Genomic DNA, 15,602 nt, shown 5'->3' on the forward strand with positions numbered 1-15,602 from the left:
GGCAAGACGTTGCGCGCCGTCGCGACGCACACTATTCCCCCATCCGAACGATTTCCACGAGGAGCCGCATCCGATGTGCGCCGACGACGTGACCGTGCCCGAGTACAAGGACACGCTGAACCTTCCCAAAACCGACTTCCCCATGCGGGCCGGCCTTCCCAAGCGCGAGCCTGAGTGGCTGGAGCGCTGGCAACAGATCGGCGTCTATGACCGCCTGCGCGAGAAGGAGGGCCGCCCGCCCTTCACGCTCCACGATGGCCCTCCCTACGCCAACGGCCATCTCCACATCGGCCACGCGCTCAACAAGACGCTGAAGGACATGGTCGTCCGCTCGCACCAGATGATGGGGCATGACAGCCGCTACATCCCCGGCTGGGATTGTCACGGCCTGCCGATCGAGTGGAAGATCGAAGAGAAGTACCGCCAGCAGGGCAAGGACAAGGACGATGTTCCCGTTCTCGAGTTCCGGCAGGAATGCCGCGACTTTGCCGCCGGCTGGGTGGACGTGCAGCGCGATGAATTCCAGCGCCTCGGCATCACCGGCAACTGGGCCGAGCCCTATCTCACCATGGATTTCCATGCCGAGCGGGTCATCGCCGAGGAATTCATGAAGTTCCTGATGAACGGCACGCTCTACCAGGGCAGCAAGCCGGTCATGTGGTCGCCCATCGAGGAGACGGCGCTGGCCGAGGCCGAGGTGGAGTACCACGACAAGGAGAGCTTCACGATCTGGGTGAAGTTCAAGGTGCTCGGCATGGAGGGCACCGAGTTCGACGGCGCCAATGTCGTGATCTGGACGACGACGCCCTGGACGATCCCCTCCAACAAGGCCGTCGTCTACGGCGCCGACTTCTCCTACGGGCTCTACGAGGTCACCGAGACGCCCGAGCAATGCTGGGCGGCCCCGGGCGACAAGTTCCTGCTCGCCGACAAGCTGGCGGCGGACGTCTTCGCCCGCGCCCGGCTGGAAGAGGGCCAGTGGCGCCGCGTGGCCGACGTGCCTGTCGAGGCGCTGGAGCAGATGAGCCTCGCCCACCCCCTGGCCGGCGTCGAAGGCGCCGAGGGCGAGTGGGACGCGCCGCGCGACTTCCGCGCCGCCCCCTTCGTCACCGATGAAGAGGGCACGGGCTTCGTGCATTGCGCGCCGTCGCACGGGATGGAGGAGTTCGAGCTCTACCGCGACCTCGGGATGCTCGAGCAGGTCATCACCTACAATGTCCTGCCCGATGGCTCCTACCGCGCCGACCTGCCGCTCTTCGGCGGCCGCCGCATTCTCAAGGAGAACGGCAAGGAGGGCGACGCCAACAAGGCCGTCATCGACACGCTCGTCGCCCATGGCGGCCTGCTCGCGCGCGGCAAGATCAAGCACAGCTACCCGCATAGCTGGCGCTCCAAGGCGCCGCTGATCTATCGCAACACGCCGCAATGGTTCGCCGCCATCGACCGCCCTGTCGGCGACGGGCAGGACGCGCTGGGCGAGACGATCCGCAAGCGGGCGCTCACCGCCATCGACAAGGTGGAGTGGACGCCCCGATCAGGCCGCAACCGCCTGCATTCGATGATGGAGGCGCGTCCCGACTGGGTGCTGTCGCGCCAGCGCGCGTGGGGCGTGCCGCTGACCTGCTTCGTCAAGATCGGCGCCACGCCCGACCAGCCGGATTTCCTGCTGCGGTCGGAGACGGTCAACCAGCGCATCGTGGAGGCCTTCGAGGCCGAGGGGGCCGATGCGTGGTACAAGGAGGGCGCGAAGGAGCGCTTCCTCGCCGGCGAGGTCGACCCGAAGGATTACGAGCAGGTCTTCGACATCCTCGACGTCTGGTTCGATTCCGGCTCCACCCACGCCTTCGTGCTGCGTGACCGCGCCGATGGCACCGAGGACGGCATCGCCGATGTCTATCTCGAAGGCACCGACCAGCATCGCGGCTGGTTCCACTCGTCGCTGCTGCAGGCCTGCGGCACCATCGGCCGCGCGCCCTACCGCAAGGTCGTCACCGCCGGCTTCACGCTCGATGCCAAGGGCAACAAGATGTCGAAGTCGCTGGGCAACACCATCGCGCCCGACGATGTGACCAAGCAATACGGCGCCGACATCCTGCGCCTCTGGGTCGCGCAGACGGATTACACCGCCGATCAGCGCATCGGGCCGGAGATCCTGAAAGGCGTGGCCGACAGCTACCGGCGCCTCCGCAACACCGTGCGCTTCCTCCTCGGCTCGCTCGGCGATTTCCGCGAGGAAGATCGCGTGGCGCCCGAGGACATGCCCGAGCTGGAGCGCTGGGTGCTGCACCGCCTCGCCGAGCTCGACGCGCAGGTGCGCGAGGGCTACCGAACGTTCGACTTCCAAGGTGTCTGGCAGGCGGTCTTCCATTTCGCCACCATCGACCTCAGCTCGGTCTATTTCGACATCCGCAAGGACGCGCTTTATTGCGACGGCGACACCAACCGCCGCCGCGCCGCCCGCACGGTGCTCGACCTGCTCTTCCACCGGCTGACGACCTGGCTCGCGCCGATCCTCGTCTTCACGATGGAAGAGGTCTGGCTGGAGCGCTTCCCGGGCGACGAGAGCTCCGTGCACCTCGTGGATATGCCGGAGACGCCGGCGAGCTGGCGCGACGACAAGCTCGCCGAGAAATGGGCCGCCATCCGCCGCGCCCGCCGCGTCGTCACCGGCGCGCTGGAAGTGGCGCGTCGCGAGAAGACCATCGGTGCCAGCCTCGAAGCGGCTCCTGTGGTGCATGTCGACGAGGCGACGGCGGAGGCGCTGAAGAGCGTGCCCTTCGACGATCTTTGCATCACCTCGGGCATCGAGATCTCCACCGATCCCGCCCCGGCCGAAGCCTTCCGCATGCCGGAGGTCGAGGGGATCGGCGTCGTCTTCGAGCGGGCGGAAGGCGAGAAATGCCAGCGCTGCTGGAAGATCCTGCCCGATGTCGGCAGCCATTCGCATACCGGCGTCTGCGGTCGCTGCGACGAGGCGCTGACCGAGCTGAACGTGCCCGCTTGACGGAAAGCCGGGGCCGGGCGCAAGCTCGGCCCCATGCGCTACAAGCCCGACGGATATACCGACCTCGCCCCCTATCTCTACGTGCCTGACGCGCGCGGATTCCTGGCATTCTGCGAGGAGGTCTTCGGCGCCGAGCGCCTGCGCGTCATGGAAGATGGCGGGCGCATCATGCACGGCGAATGCCGTATCGGCGACACGGTGCTGATGGTCAGCGATTACGACGGGCCGCCCGCCGTGCTCCATCTCTACATGGCCGACCCCGATGCCGCCTTTGGCCGGGCGATGAAGGCGGGCGCCGAAGAGCTGCAGCCGATGATGGAGAAGGGCGACGGCGACCGCCGCGGCGGCTTCCGCAGCCCCGATGGCACGCAATGGTACGTGGCGCGCGAGGTCTGAGGGCCGGCGCCGACACCGCTCTCGGCCCTGTCTGGGTCGAGGTGACCGACGGCGAACTCACCGCCTCGGGCTGGGGCGCCGCCCCGACGCCCGAAGGCGGGCTGGCGGACGAAGCGCTGGGCCAGCTCGGCGCCTATCTGGCCGGCGAGCGCCAGAAGTTCGACCTGCCGATAGCCGCGGGGGAGGGCTTCGCCGCCCGCTTTCGCGCCGCGCTGCTCGCGATCCCCTATGGAGAGACCCGGCGCTATGGCGAGATGGCGGCGGACTTGGGCGTCTCGGCCCAGGCGGCCGGCCAGGCTTGCGGGGCGAACACTCTGCCGATCTTCGTGCCCTGCCACCGGGTGCTCGGCGCAAACGGCCTCGGCGGCTATTCCGGCGCGGGCGGGGTGGAGACGAAGGTGGCGCTCCTGCGCCTCGAAGGGGCTGGCGGGTTGCTGATCTGAGTGCGGTGGATGACGGAGGTGAGCCCCGCCGCCTCAGCCGTCCTTGCCGTAGGCGATCTGCTGCGCGGCGCCGGCGCAGAGCAGGTAGACCGAGGTGATCACCAGCCCCAGATGCGCCCAGCTCTCGGGGTGGAAATCCACCAGCACCGCCCAGAGAGCGAAGCCTGTCCACGCCAGCGCCATGGGCAGCGTCACCATCCGCCAGCGCGCCGTGCGCACCGGGTGGACGAACTTGATGGGAAGGAACATCGCGACGGACAGGATCGTCACCAGCCCGAGGATCACCCAGAAATCCGGCTTCAGCGCGAAGAGCACGAGCACCACCATGTTGAAGCAGCCGGGGAAGCCGGAGAAGGAATAATCCTTCGTCTTCATGCGGCTGTCGGCGAAATACATCGCCGAGGCATAGGTGATGAGGATGATGCCGATCCACCCCGTCCAGCCCGGCAGCAGGCCCGATTTGAACAGGGCATAGGCCGGCACGAAGACATAGGTGAGATAATCGATAATCAGGTCGAGCAGCACCCCGTCGAAGATCGGCGCGTTCTTTTTCACGTGGTAGCGGCGGGCGAGGGGCCCATCGATGCCATCGACGAAGAAGGCCACGACGAGCCAGAAGAACATCATCTGCCAGTCGCTCTCGACCGCGGCCAGCATCGAGAGCATGGCGAAAACGGCGCCGGTGGCAGTGAACAGGTGTACGAAAAGGGCTTTGGTCTTGATCGTCATGGGGCGTTCATGAACGAGCCGGCGCCATGGGGCAAGGCGCCAGAGGTCACGCCCGCGGGTGCGCCGCCTCATAGATGCGCATCAGCCGCGACTCGTCGACTGCCGTGTAGCCCTCGGTTGTGGAAAGCGAGGCGTGGCCCAGAAGCTCCTGAATGGCGCGCAGGTCGCCGCCCGCCGCAAGCAGATGGGTGGCGAAGGAATGGCGCAGCGCATGCGGCGTGGCACTGGCTGGCAGGCCGAGCTGCAGGCGCGCTTTCTCGGTCGCCTTCTGCACCTGGCGGGGCGAAAGCGGCCCGCCCCGGGCGCCGCGAAAGAGCGGGGCATCGCCTTCCTTCGGGTGGGGGCAGACGGCGAGGTAGTCCTGTACCGCCAGCCGCGCCTCTGGCAGCACCGGTACCAGCCGCTCCTTTCCGCCCTTGCCGAAGATGCGCAGCACTTCGGGCAGCGGCGCATCGCGGCCCTTGAGCGAGAGCGCCTCGCCGATCCGCAGCCCGCAGCCGTAGAGCAGGGTGACGACGGCGACGTCGCGCGCCGCCTGCCAGCCTTCCACCGACTGCAGCTCGACCGTGTCGATCAAAGTGGCAGCGGCGTCTTCGCTGAGCGGGCGGGGCAGCGTCTTGCGGAACTTGGGCGCCCGTGCGGCGAGCACGGCGGTGGGCTCAAAGCCCTCACGGTCGGCCAGCCAGCGGCAGAAGCTCTTGATGGCCGACAGCCGCCGGGCCAGCGAGCGCGGCGACAGGCCGCGCCCCCGCTCCGCCGCCAGAAAGGCCCGCATGTCGGAGATGGTGATCCCGGCGATCGCTGCCACGCCCATTGGCCCGCCATGGTGCCCGCCCATGAAGCCAAGGAACGCGGCGACATCGCGGCGGTAGGCCGTGATGGTATGGGCCGAGGCGCCGGCGAGGGCTGATTGCTCGTCCAGCCAGCGGCTGAGCGCATCGGCGGCTCCGTCGGAAAGCCCGATCACGCCAAGAAGCGCCGCATGACCCGTTCGAAGACGCTGCCGAAGAAGGTGAGCAGATCGGTGCCCTGCTGCGGCGCGTAATGGTGCGGGTCTTCCGCCCCCAGCGCCAGCATCCCCGGTAGGCGGCCATGGCCGAGATCGAGCCGGATCAGCGCCTCGGAGCGGATGTATTGCGCGCTCTCGCCATAGACTTGCCCGTCCTCGGGCCGGTACTGGCGCAGGATCACCCGCCGCGCCGCGCCGCCGCGGCCGAGCGTCTGATAATGCTCGATGAAGCCCGGCTCTGCCACGCGCAGGATGCCGCTGAGCTGGTCGATGCCGCTCTTGTCGTCAGCCGCCGTCTCGAGGATCAGGCGCACGCTGTCGATCTGCAGGATCTCGGCCACTTCGCCGCCGAGATCGTGCAGGAAGGTCTCGAATTTCGGCGATTCCAGCAGCACCAGCACGGCGCGGTGCACCTGCTGCATGCCGGCGAGATTCTCGTAGGCCGCCGCGATGACCGAGCGGTGCGTGTCTTCCAGCCGGTCGAGCCGGGCCTCCAGCCGCTCCATCGCGATGCCGCGCATGTCGACGATATTGCCGCCCATCAGCCGCTCATTGGCGGCGACGAGGGCGCGCATGATTTCCTTGTCGTCGAGAAGAAGGTCAGGGTCTTTGAGAAGGCGGTCCCGAAGGGAGGCCTCCATAAGGGGATTGCTGCTCATGTCTCACTCGTTGCGGTGATTTTGACCGAGCATAGCAGAGCCTCCGGCGGGGGGAGGGAAAAATGCCCTGGCAGGCGGAGGATTGCCCCGGCTATGGATTTCGCGGAACACCGGGGCGCGGGCGGGCGGAAACCATATGGTTTCCGGGCACGATTTCCATATGGAAATCGCAGCCTTGAAGGTCGCCACCAAAGGTCTAGCGTCGCGCCATGGAAAACGCCCTTATCGTCGTCGCCGTGGTTGTCACCGGCGGTATCCTTCTCTGGCCGAGGGTGTTTCGCGCCCCGCTCTGGCGCGCCACGGTCACGCCGCTGGCTTCGATCATCGGCTCGGGCTTTCTGATCCTCGGCCCGGTGCTCAACGCCGAATACGGCGCCTGGGCGCCGGCGGTGATGGCCGCGCTCTGCGTGGTAGCCTGGGCCTTCGGCTCGGCCATCCGCACCAATATCGCCAGCATCGAGGCGGTGAAGGACAGGGGCCGCAGCGTGGCAGCGCTTGAGGGTGCCAGCCAATGGGTGCTGGCCTTCGCCTATGTCATCGCGGTGGCCTATTACCTCAACCTCTTCGGTGCCTTCGCGGTGGAACTGACGCCATGGCGCGGCGAGGTCGAAGCCCGGCTGGTGACCAGCGCCATCTTCCTGCTGATCCTCGCCACCGGCTGGCTGAAGGGCTTCTCTGCCCTCGAACGGATGGAGCAGGTCGCCGTCGGCCTGAAGCTGGCCATCATCGCGGGGCTGCTCGTGGGGCTGGCCTGGGCCTTCGGTGCCGATGCGACGGGCGAGGGGCTGTATATCAACCCGGTCGCCGTGCATGGCGCCGATGCGCTGTTCCTGGCCTTCGGGTTGCTGGTGACGGTGCAGGGCTTCGAGACCTCGCGCTACCTCAGCGAGGAATACGATGCCCGCCGGCGTATCCGCTCGATGCGGCTGGCGCAGATCGTCGCGACGCTGATCTACCTCGTCTACATCGGGCTCTTCGCCTATCTCTTCGCGCCGCATGTGGCCGAGGTGGATGAGGCGGCGATCATCGGCATGTTGCGCCAGATCGCGGCCATCCTGCCGCCGATGTTGGTGGTAGCGGCGCTGGCGGCGCAATTCTCCGCCGCCGTGGCCGACACCTCCGGCGCCGGGGGGCTGGTGGAGGAACTGACGGGCGGTCGCATCACCCCCCGGCCGGCCTATGCGGTGCTGGTGGCGGCGGGGCTGGGGCTGACATGGTGGCTCGACGTTTTCGTCATCATCACCTGGGCCAGCCGCGCCTTCGCGCTCTACTACGCCCTGCAGGCCGCCATCGCCGCCGTCGAGGCCCGCCGGGCGGGGCAGCGGATCTGGCCCTGGGCCTGGGGGGCGCTCTGCCTGCTGGGCCTCGCGATCACGGGGCTGGGGACGCCGGTTGAATAGGGCGGGGGCTGGGCGCCGGTTTGTGCTATATCGTTTCGCCAATTGATTTATCATCCCCATCGCTGGAACTGCTGCTGGAGAAAGCAACTCGATAAATCTGGCGAAGAATGAAATCTGCGCTAATGACGCGACCAAAGCGCGACTTGTTACCGCCGCGTATCACGATGCCGAGCCACCTGACATAGAAGGATCCTTCTTCTCGAACTACCTCGAATACGGGCGAACCGCTCATGCCGTCTTCAAAGAAACGGTCTTCTGAAACCGTACGAAAGGTATAGACGTCTTCCGAGGTCGTCTGGCCAACTAGCTCGACGAAGCTGGAGACTGTGAGCAAATCAACCTCGCCGCTGTAGTAGTCTACATTCTGTAGCCGTGTCGGGTAGCCAATACTCAGAGCAATTTTCCCGACGGTTGCGGGGACTCCGCTAAACCCTCTGGTCTCAAAGAATTGGGCACTCAGCGTTCGGCTTGGGTACTGGGATGGCTCAAACTCGTATATTACAAAGTCGAGATTATCATCTCTTTCTATTTCGTCTGGCGAGTTTACTTCCCACATCCGACTAGGGGTTATAACCGACTCTCCTGGTTCGCATACAATTCCAAGCTGTCCTTTTGTCCCTAGCTTTTTTTGATGTTCAGTTGAGATTACAAAGTGGCGCCCTTGATGCCGTATGCCGGTGGCGGTGCCTAGGTGCTGAAACTGGTAGACATCGTCATCGGTGCAATTAACAAACCGCTGCGCGTAGCGGCCCAAGTGTTTCTGAAGCTCTTTGGGCCGGACGAAGAGGTTGCCCACCTGGATTGCGGAATTTAGAGAGTACCCCGTGATCCCTAGATGCTTGAGTAAATTGATCTCACTTGGCATGGGGCAACCCGTCGGCAGTACTCCGTGATAGTCGGAGCGTTTTGTCTTTTAGTCAAAGTATTAATACAACTGTTCAGAGACATCATTAGGCCACAGACACATCGCGCACGTTGGTCCATGTGATGCCGAATGCCATTTCTGCAGAGCAGGCTCTAGCAGACGGTTGTCGCATTATCGATCTCTGCTCAGGCCCGCCGCCCGATCCGCTCAGCCGGGCAGCCCGTCGATCCTGTCGATGGAGGCGAGATCATTGTCCCAATCCGCGCGACTGGAGACGCAGATATGGGCGCTGGGGCGGATGCCGATCGGGGTGTCGAGGGACCCGGCTGGTACGACGAGCACGCCATCTTGAGAGAAGGGCAGCGCCGAGCCGCATTCGGTGCAGAAGCACTTCGCGTGTCGTGAGCCGGGGAGCTTGAATTCCTTGGCGGTCTCCTCGCCAGACACCCAGGTGATCTTCGCCGTGAAGGAAAACAGGTTGGCCGAATGGGCGGAGCCACTGTCCTTGCGGCAGCGCCCGCAATGGCAAAGGAAGAAGCTCTCGAAGTCTCCCGAAATGTGGAATTGCACCGCGCCGCACAGGCATTGTCCGGTTGTCAGCTTATCCATGCGGAGCCTCTCAGGATGTGACCGCCAGTGCGCCGGTCAAAGGTAGTTTTTCGAACCCCACCCTTTTGCAAGACCAAGGGCAGGCGGCCACCCCACAAAACAAAAGGCCGGGCGCTGGGCCCGGCCTTTTCTATCTCGTCTCGCGACTGGCCTCAGAGGATCTTCTGACCCGTCGTCTCCCAGTCCTTCAGGAACTGGTCGAGGCCCTTGTCCGTGAGCACATGGTTGACCATGGCCTTGATGACCGACGGCGGGGCGGTCGCCACGTCGGCGCCGATCTTGGCGGCTTCGCTCATGTGATTGGCCGAGCGGATCGAGGCGGCGAGGATCTGGGTCTCGAAGCCGTAGTTGTCGTAGATCTCGCGAATGTCGGCGATCAGCTCCATCCCGTCGATGTTCAGATCGTCGAGGCGGCCGATGAAGGGCGAGATGAAGGTGGCGCCGGCCTTGGCGGCGAGCAGCGCCTGGTTGGCCGAGAAGCAGAGCGTGACGTTGACCATGCGGCCTTCGTCGGTGAGCACCTTGCAGGCCTTCAGGCCGTCCCAGGTGAGCGGCACCTTGATCGTGATGTTGTCGGCGATCTTGGCAAGCTCGCGGCCCTCGGCGATCATGGTGTCGGCATCGAGCGCGACCGTCTCGGCCGAAACGGGGCCGGGGACGAGATCACAGATTTCCTTCGTGACCTCCTTGATGTCTCGGCCCGACTTCATGATGAGCGAGGGGTTGGTGGTCACCCCGTCGACCATCCCGTAAGAGGCGAGTTCGCGGATGGCATCGATGTCGGCGGTATCGACGAAGAACTTCATGGCACACTCCTGTGCTGGCCCGGCGCGGGCTTGGCTGGCTTTGCCCTTCGATCTACCGCGATTGCCGGCCTTCCGAAACCCCGGGTGTAGGGAACATTGGTTGTGAGAGGCGAGCTGCGATGAGCACGTTCTTCCCGGCTGGCGAGCGGATCGCCGTGCTCACCACCCAGCCTTTGCCGGGACCGCTCGACTACCTCGCCCCCGAGGGCGGGGTGATGGAGGGTGCCGCGGTGGAGGTGCCGCTCGGCCCGCGCCGGGTGCTCGGCATCGTCTGGGGCCGGGGAGAGGGCGGCTTCGATGCCGCGCGGCTGCGGCCGGTGGCGCGCGTGCTCGATGCCGCGCCGCTGACGGATGTGATGCGCGAGTTCCTCATCCGGGCCGCCGATTACACGCTCACCCCGCCCTCGGCGATGCTGCGCCTGGCCCTCCGCGCCCCCGGCCTTGGCGACCCGCCGGCGATGCGCCGCGTCTACCGGCTGGGGGAGGAGACGCCGCCGCGCATGACGCCGGCCCGCGAGCAGGTGCTGGCGGTGATGGAGGAATTCGAGGGCGCCTCGTTCACGCTGAAGGAACTGGCCGAGGCGGCGGGCGTGGGCACCTCTGTCGTCAAGGGTCTCGTGAAAGCCGGGGCGCTCCGCGAGGAAGACGCGCCGCGCGACACGCCCTTCCCCTGGCTCGACGCCAGCCTGCCCGGCAAGGCGCTGACGGGCGATCAGGCCATGGCCGCCGGGCGGCTGCGCGAGGGCGTGGCGAGCAGCACCTATGGCACGACGTTGCTGCGCGGGGTCACCGGCTCTGGCAAGACCGAGGTCTATCTGGAGGCCGTCGCCGAATGCCTCGCCAATGGCCGCGAGGCGCTGGTGCTGCTGCCCGAGATCGCGCTGACCGGCGCCTTTCTCGCGCGGGTGGAGGAGCGCTTCGGCGCCAGGCCCGCCGAATGGCACTCGGGCATCACGATGACGGAGCGGCGGCGGCTGTGGAAAATGGTCGGCGAGGGGGGCGCGCAGCTTGTCGTGGGCGCGCGCTCGGCGCTGTTCCTGCCGTTCCGCGAGCTTGGGCTCATCGTCGTCGATGAAGAGCACGACACCTCCTACAAGCAGGAGGATGGCGTGCTCTACAACGCCCGAGACATGGCGGTGCTGCGCGCCTCGCTGGCCGGGGCGAGGGTGATCCTCGCCTCCGCCACGCCCAGCCTGGAGAGCTGGGTGAACGCGGAGCAGGGCAAATACGAGCGGCTCGACCTCACCTCGCGCTTCGGCCCGGCAGTGATGCCGAAGATGCGCGCCATCGACATGCGGGTGGAGGACCTGCCGGGCGGGAAGTGGATATCTCCCACGTTGGCACGGGCCGTCGAAGGGCGGATGGAGGCGGGCGAGCAGTCGCTCCTGTTCCTCAACCGCCGGGGCTTCGCGCCGGTGACACTCTGCCGGGCCTGTGGCGAGCAAATTGCCTGCCGCAATTGCGATGCGCGGATGGTGGAACACCGCTTCCTCAAGCGGCTGATGTGCCACCAATGCGGCGAAACGATCCCCGTGCCCACCAAGTGCCCGAGCTGCGAGGTCGAGGGCAAGCTCGCCGCCATCGGGCCGGGCGTGGAGCGGCTGGCCGAGGAGGTCGCGGAGCGCTTCCCCAAGGCGCGGCTGGCCGTGCTGTCGAGCGACCTCTTCGGCTCGGCCCGCGCGCTGAAGGAGGCCATCGAGCAGATCGCGGCGGGGGCGGCCGATATCATCATCGGCACGCAGCTCGTGGCCAAGGGGCACAACTTCCCGCTGCTGACACTGGTGGGGGTGATCGACAGCGACCTCGGCCTGCAGGGGAGCGACCTGCGCGCGGCGGAGAAGACCTTCCAGCTCATCCGGCAGGTGGCCGGCCGGGCCGGGCGGGCGGAGGCGCCGGGCGAGGCGCTTCTGCAGACTTTCCAGCCCGAGCACCCGGTGATCCGCGCGATCCTTTCGGGCGAGGAAGAGCGCTTTTGGGCCGCCGAGGCCGCCGAGCGCCGCGCCGCCGGGGCGCCGCCCTTCGGGCGGATGGCCGGCATCGTGCTGTCGTCGCCCGACCTGCAGGCGACCTTCGACATCGGCAACCACCTCGCCCGCCATGCCGAGGGGCTGCGCGCCATCGGGGCGGAGGTCTACGGGCCGGCGCCGGCGCCCATCGCGCGGGTGCGGGGGCGGCACCGGGTGCGGCTGCTCGTGAAGGCGGCGAAGACGGCGCCGCTGCAACAGGCGCTGGCCGACTGGGTGGCGCCGGTGAAGCTGCCGGCGAACTTCCGGCTGGCGATCGACATCGACCCGCAGAGCTTTTGGTGAGGTCGGAGGGGGCTGTCTGCCCCGCTGCCGTTGGCAGCCCCCCCGAGGATATTTGGAAGTCAAAGATGGGGGGCGGCGCGCGAGCAGGGGGAGCGCGGCGCGAGAGGTCTGGTTGACGCGACGGTTTGGAGCTAAGGGCGAGGGATGAAGCCCGTCGTTCCCCTGTCAGAAGCGCGCAGCCTGCCGTTTTTCAAGCGGCCCGAGGCGCTGCTCTTCCTCGTGGCCATCGCCATGCCGCTGGCCTTTTCGACATGGTCGGCGCTGCTCAACAACTTCGTCATCGATGTAGCCGACTTCGACGGGCACGACATCGGCTGGCTGCACACGGTGCGCGAGATCCCGGGCTTTCTGGCCATCGGGGTGATCGCACTGCTGATCGTGATCCGCGAGCAGGTGCTGATACTCGTCTCGCTGATCCTCTTGGGGCTGTCGACGGCGGTGACGGCGCATTTCCCTTCGATGGGCGGCATCCTGACGATTACGCTGCTCTCCTCCATCGGCTTCCACTACTTTTCGACCGTGCAGACCTCATTGCAGCTGCAATGGATCGACAAGAAACGCGCGCCGCAGATGCTTGGCTGGCTGATGGCCGCGGGCTCGGCGGCGACGCTGGTGGCCTATGTGGCCATCGTTCTGACCTGGCGGCGCTTCGATCTGAGCTACAACCTGGTCTTCTGGCTCTCGGGCGGGGCCTGCGCGGCGATCGCGGTCTATTGCCTCGTGGCGTTTCGGCAATTCTCGGCGCCGAACCCGCAGACGCACCGCATGGTGCTGCGCCGGCGCTACTGGCTCTATTACGCGCTCGAATTCATGTCGGGCGCGCGGCGGCAGATCTTCGTGGTCTTCGCCGGCTTCATGATGGTCGAGCGCTTCGGCTTCGAGGTGGATCAGGTGACGGGGCTCTTCCTCATCAACCTCGTGCTCAACATGGCCGTGGCGCCGCTGCTCGGCAAAGCCGTGCATGTCTTCGGGGAGCGCAAGGCGCTCATGTTCGAATACACCGGGCTGATCTTCATCTTCCTCGCCTATGCCGGCATTTATGCCTTCGGCTGGGGCGTGGTGCTGGCCGCGGTGCTCTACGTGCTCGACCATTTCTTCTTCGGCCTCGCGCTGGCGCTGAAGACCTATTTCCAGAAAATCGCCGACCCGAGCGACATCGCGCCCACGGCGGCCGTCTCGTTCACGATCAACCATATCGCCGCCGTCTTCCTGCCCGCCGGCCTGGGTTATCTCTGGCTGGTCTGGCCGGGTGCGGTGTTCTATGCCGCCGCCGGCATGGCCGGGATCTCGTTCTGCCTGGCGCTGCTGGTGCCGCGCCACCCGGGGCCGGGGCATGAGACGCGGCTGAGGCCGCTGCTGACGGCGCCCGCCGAGTAAGAGGATATCGCTATGAGTTCATGGTCCGCCATCACACAGGCGCAGGGCCTGGAGAAGGCCGAGGCGCTCGTCGAGGATCTCGAAGCGCTGGAGCCTGGCGCCGTGGGATATTTCGAGATCGAGGACGGCAGCGTCGTCTATGAGATCGGCGCGCATTGGGAGGAGGAGCCCGATGGCGTGGCCCTCTCGCTGATCGCCGCCGCGCATGGGGTGCGCGATTTCATCATCTCCGAAGTGCCGGATGAGGATTGGGTCGCGCGCGTGCAGCGCGGCCTGCCACCGGTAGAGGCAGGGCGCTTCTTCGTTTACGGCTCACATGATGCGGGCCGGGTGCCCGAGGGGACGGAGCCGCTGCTTATCGAGGCCGCGATGGCCTTCGGCACCGGCCACCACGGCACCACCAAGGGCTGCCTGCTGGCTCTGGAGCGGCTGTCGGGCGGGCATTTTGCGAACATCGCGGATATCGGCTGCGGCACGGCCGTGCTGGCCATGGCGGCGGCGCGGCTGTGGCCGGAGGCGGCGGTGATCGCCAGCGACATCGATGAGGTCGCGGTGGACGTGGCGCGCGCCAATCTTGTGGCGAACGGGCTGGAGCGGCGCGTGGAGCTGGCAGAGGCGGCGGGTTTCGATGCGCCGGCGCTGGAGGCGGCCGCACCCTACGATCTGATCCTCGCCAACATCCTCGCGGCGCCCCTGAGCGCCCTCGCCCCGGCCATGGCCGAGCGGGCCGCGCCCGGCGCCACCGTGATTCTTTCGGGGCTTTTGAATGAACAGGCCGAGGATGTGGCCCGTCATTATCGCGAGGCCGGGATCAATCTGAAGCAGACCGATGCCATTGGTGACTGGGCGACCCTCACTCTGCAGAAGGAGTGAGTGTTTAGTCGAGTTATCGAAGGTTTTTAAACGTTTGCCACGATCTCGCCGCAATTCGGCAGCACCTCTGACCGCATCCGGGCGGGGGCCCGAACAACGGTTAGCTGCCAATGACCACTGCATCGTTCAATGAGTTCCAGACGCGCCTGAAGCGCATCAAGAAAACCCATCTGCGCCTTGCCGACGGTGCCCAACTGCATATGGACAAGTCGGGCCTGGTGACGGCGCAGCCGCGCACGCGGCTGGTGTTTCCCTGGCGCGTGGTTCTGCATCTGGTGGTGGGTGCCCTGCTCCTGAAGGCCGCGCTGCTCGCCGGCCTGGGGCCTGCGGCCTATGCCGAGACGCTGCAATCGCTCGCCACCGGCACCACGCCCGAGCGGGTGGGCGCGTTCATCATGCAGGCCGACCCTGTGACGGAGCTGCTGGCGGCCGGGCTCGGCAAGATCTTCTGAACTTGCGGCCGGCCTTGGCCGGAGCGATGCGCAACAAAAAGGGCCGCCCTCGGGCGGCCCTGTTCGCATCCGGGGGCGGCTTTCGCGCCCCTCAGGCCTCGCTCAATAGCGGCTGCCGAGCCGGGCGATCGTATCGATGTCGCCACGGCACAGGCCGATATCATCAAGCTCACGCGCGGTCAGGGCGGAGAGCGATTTGCGCGTCAGGCGCTCGTCGTTCCAGCCGGTGATGGCGGAGACCAGCGAGGCCAGGGGAGCGCGGAAGTAGCCGCCCACCGGGGCGGCGTTGGTGGTCGAAGTGGCCATATGCCCATCTCCATGTTCGGGTCTGCTTATTTGCAGAGCGGTTTGAGAACATCCCGCACCTAATGGTTCGCCCCTGCGCGCACAAATGCGAAATTCGCATGGGTCTCATGTGCGGCGAGCATGGCTGAACATTGCCGTAAATGTCTGTTATGAAAGCCAAAATTCGGGGTCGCCGCTGCCGCTCCATGGCGATGGAGTGTCGCTTTCAGACGCCGGTGATGACGGAAATGCGACGGGCCGGTGACGGCGGTGCTTCGGGCCATTCGGGGCGGAGTAGGCCTGGCTGGCCGATCTGGCTGCCAAAAGGATGGGCGATGCGAGAATCCGGGCGGGTGCGGCGAATCGTGGGGCTGCGCGCGGTGGGC

Annotated in this window: 15 protein-coding genes; 8 read left to right on the top strand and 7 right to left on the bottom strand. The window is 66.4% G+C overall.

The genetic code is table 11. The features are described from left to right. The first annotated feature begins 73 nt into the window (after positions 1–73). Genes ileS through ACXN5S_RS12310 form a run of 3 tightly spaced genes read left to right on the top strand, consistent with a single transcriptional unit; the run spans position 74 to position 3,843 of the window. On the top strand, positions 74–3,004 hold the full coding sequence (ileS, locus tag ACXN5S_RS12300; RefSeq protein ID WP_458605725.1) for an isoleucine--tRNA ligase: 2,931 nt from the start codon (positions 74–76) through the stop codon (positions 3,002–3,004). A 33-nt stretch (positions 3,005–3,037) separates the two neighbouring features. After that, entirely contained in the window at positions 3,038–3,400 is a 363-nt protein-coding gene (locus ACXN5S_RS12305) for a VOC family protein (protein ID WP_458605726.1), read from the top strand. Then, positions 3,376–3,843 (top strand): methylated-DNA--[protein]-cysteine S-methyltransferase, encoded by a 468-nt coding sequence (locus tag ACXN5S_RS12310; protein WP_458605727.1) that lies wholly within the window; start codon positions 3,376–3,378, stop codon positions 3,841–3,843. The genes ACXN5S_RS12305 and ACXN5S_RS12310 overlap by 25 nt, the downstream gene beginning before the upstream one ends. Before the next feature lie 33 nt (positions 3,844–3,876). Here ACXN5S_RS12310 and ACXN5S_RS12315 read toward each other — a convergent pair whose 3' ends face one another. The 3 genes from ACXN5S_RS12315 to ACXN5S_RS12325 are packed head-to-tail and all read right to left on the bottom strand — an operon-like array spanning position 3,877 to position 6,240. Beyond that, entirely contained in the window at positions 3,877–4,572 is a 696-nt protein-coding gene (locus ACXN5S_RS12315) for a CDP-alcohol phosphatidyltransferase family protein (protein ID WP_458605728.1), read from the bottom strand. A gap of 46 nt (positions 4,573–4,618) precedes the next feature. After that, positions 4,619–5,539 (bottom strand): tyrosine recombinase XerC, encoded by a 921-nt coding sequence (locus ACXN5S_RS12320; RefSeq protein WP_458605729.1) that lies wholly within the window; start codon positions 5,537–5,539, stop codon positions 4,619–4,621. Next, positions 5,536–6,240 (bottom strand): DUF484 family protein, encoded by a 705-nt coding sequence (locus ACXN5S_RS12325; RefSeq protein ID WP_458605730.1) that lies wholly within the window; start codon positions 6,238–6,240, stop codon positions 5,536–5,538. The genes ACXN5S_RS12320 and ACXN5S_RS12325 overlap by 4 nt, the downstream gene beginning before the upstream one ends. 209 nt (positions 6,241–6,449) lie before the next feature. On the opposite strand from ACXN5S_RS12325, the gene ACXN5S_RS12330 reads away from it, so the two are divergent. Next, complete coding sequence (locus ACXN5S_RS12330) at positions 6,450–7,640, top strand: hypothetical protein (RefSeq protein ID WP_458605731.1); 1,191 nt, start codon at positions 6,450–6,452, stop codon at positions 7,638–7,640. A gap of 25 nt (positions 7,641–7,665) precedes the next feature. On the opposite strand, the gene ACXN5S_RS12335 is transcribed toward ACXN5S_RS12330, so the two are convergent. The 3 genes from ACXN5S_RS12335 to fsa form a co-directional block, all read right to left on the bottom strand. Next, positions 7,666–8,505: a hypothetical protein gene (locus ACXN5S_RS12335; protein WP_458605732.1), complete on the bottom strand. Its 840-nt coding sequence runs from the start codon at positions 8,503–8,505 to the stop codon at positions 7,666–7,668. Between the two features lie 207 nt (positions 8,506–8,712). Further along, the gene (locus ACXN5S_RS12340; RefSeq protein WP_458605733.1) at positions 8,713–9,114 is read right to left on the bottom strand and encodes a GFA family protein; all 402 of its coding nucleotides are present in this window, start codon (positions 9,112–9,114) and stop codon (positions 8,713–8,715) included. Positions 9,115–9,266: 152 nt separating this feature from the next. After that, a complete protein-coding gene (gene fsa, locus ACXN5S_RS12345; protein WP_458605734.1) occupies positions 9,267–9,920 on the bottom strand; it encodes a fructose-6-phosphate aldolase in 654 nt (217 codons plus the stop codon). Between the two features lie 119 nt (positions 9,921–10,039). Between fsa and ACXN5S_RS12350 the strand changes: the two genes are divergently transcribed. The 4 genes from ACXN5S_RS12350 to ACXN5S_RS12365 all read left to right on the top strand — a co-directional run bounded on the left by ACXN5S_RS12350 (position 10,040) and on the right by ACXN5S_RS12365 (position 14,931). Further along, positions 10,040–12,229, top strand: coding sequence for a primosomal protein N' (locus tag ACXN5S_RS12350; RefSeq protein WP_458605735.1), 2,190 nt, complete (start codon positions 10,040–10,042; stop codon positions 12,227–12,229). 144 nt (positions 12,230–12,373) lie between these two features. Further along, on the top strand, positions 12,374–13,606 hold the full coding sequence (locus ACXN5S_RS12355) for an MFS transporter (protein WP_458605736.1): 1,233 nt from the start codon (positions 12,374–12,376) through the stop codon (positions 13,604–13,606). A gap of 12 nt (positions 13,607–13,618) precedes the next feature. Further along, positions 13,619–14,479 (top strand): 50S ribosomal protein L11 methyltransferase, encoded by an 861-nt coding sequence (locus ACXN5S_RS12360; protein WP_458605737.1) that lies wholly within the window; start codon positions 13,619–13,621, stop codon positions 14,477–14,479. A gap of 110 nt (positions 14,480–14,589) precedes the next feature. After that, positions 14,590–14,931, top strand: coding sequence for a hypothetical protein (locus ACXN5S_RS12365; RefSeq protein WP_458605738.1), 342 nt, complete (start codon positions 14,590–14,592; stop codon positions 14,929–14,931). Positions 14,932–15,033: 102 nt separating this feature from the next. On the opposite strand, the gene ACXN5S_RS12370 is transcribed toward ACXN5S_RS12365, so the two are convergent. Continuing rightward, positions 15,034–15,237 (bottom strand): DUF1127 domain-containing protein, encoded by a 204-nt coding sequence (locus tag ACXN5S_RS12370; RefSeq protein WP_458605739.1) that lies wholly within the window; start codon positions 15,235–15,237, stop codon positions 15,034–15,036. Between the last annotated feature and the right edge of the window lie 365 nt (positions 15,238–15,602).

It is taken from the genome of Pseudoroseicyclus sp. H15 (assembly GCF_054353345.1).

What these genes read in the sequence shown, in the direction of transcription:
- ileS (WP_458605725.1), top strand. Translation starts at nt 74, where the DNA reads ATGTGCGCCGACGACGTGACCGTGCCCGAGTACAAGGACACGCTGAAC.
- ACXN5S_RS12305 (WP_458605726.1), top strand. Translation starts at nt 3,038, where the DNA reads ATGCGCTACAAGCCCGACGGATATACCGACCTCGCCCCCTATCTCTAC.
- ACXN5S_RS12310 (WP_458605727.1), top strand. Translation starts at nt 3,376, where the DNA reads ATGGTACGTGGCGCGCGAGGTCTGAGGGCCGGCGCCGACACCGCTCTC.
- ACXN5S_RS12315 (WP_458605728.1), bottom strand. Translation starts at nt 4,572, where the DNA reads ATGACGATCAAGACCAAAGCCCTTTTCGTACACCTGTTCACTGCCACC.
- ACXN5S_RS12325 (WP_458605730.1), bottom strand. Translation starts at nt 6,240, where the DNA reads ATGAGCAGCAATCCCCTTATGGAGGCCTCCCTTCGGGACCGCCTTCTC.
- ACXN5S_RS12330 (WP_458605731.1), top strand. Translation starts at nt 6,450, where the DNA reads ATGGAAAACGCCCTTATCGTCGTCGCCGTGGTTGTCACCGGCGGTATC.
- ACXN5S_RS12335 (WP_458605732.1), bottom strand. Translation starts at nt 8,505, where the DNA reads ATGCCAAGTGAGATCAATTTACTCAAGCATCTAGGGATCACGGGGTAC.
- ACXN5S_RS12340 (WP_458605733.1), bottom strand. Translation starts at nt 9,114, where the DNA reads ATGGATAAGCTGACAACCGGACAATGCCTGTGCGGCGCGGTGCAATTC.
- fsa (WP_458605734.1), bottom strand. Translation starts at nt 9,920, where the DNA reads ATGAAGTTCTTCGTCGATACCGCCGACATCGATGCCATCCGCGAACTC.
- ACXN5S_RS12350 (WP_458605735.1), top strand. Translation starts at nt 10,040, where the DNA reads ATGAGCACGTTCTTCCCGGCTGGCGAGCGGATCGCCGTGCTCACCACC.
- ACXN5S_RS12355 (WP_458605736.1), top strand. Translation starts at nt 12,374, where the DNA reads ATGAAGCCCGTCGTTCCCCTGTCAGAAGCGCGCAGCCTGCCGTTTTTC.
- ACXN5S_RS12360 (WP_458605737.1), top strand. Translation starts at nt 13,619, where the DNA reads ATGAGTTCATGGTCCGCCATCACACAGGCGCAGGGCCTGGAGAAGGCC.
- ACXN5S_RS12365 (WP_458605738.1), top strand. Translation starts at nt 14,590, where the DNA reads ATGACCACTGCATCGTTCAATGAGTTCCAGACGCGCCTGAAGCGCATC.
- ACXN5S_RS12370 (WP_458605739.1), bottom strand. Translation starts at nt 15,237, where the DNA reads ATGGCCACTTCGACCACCAACGCCGCCCCGGTGGGCGGCTACTTCCGC.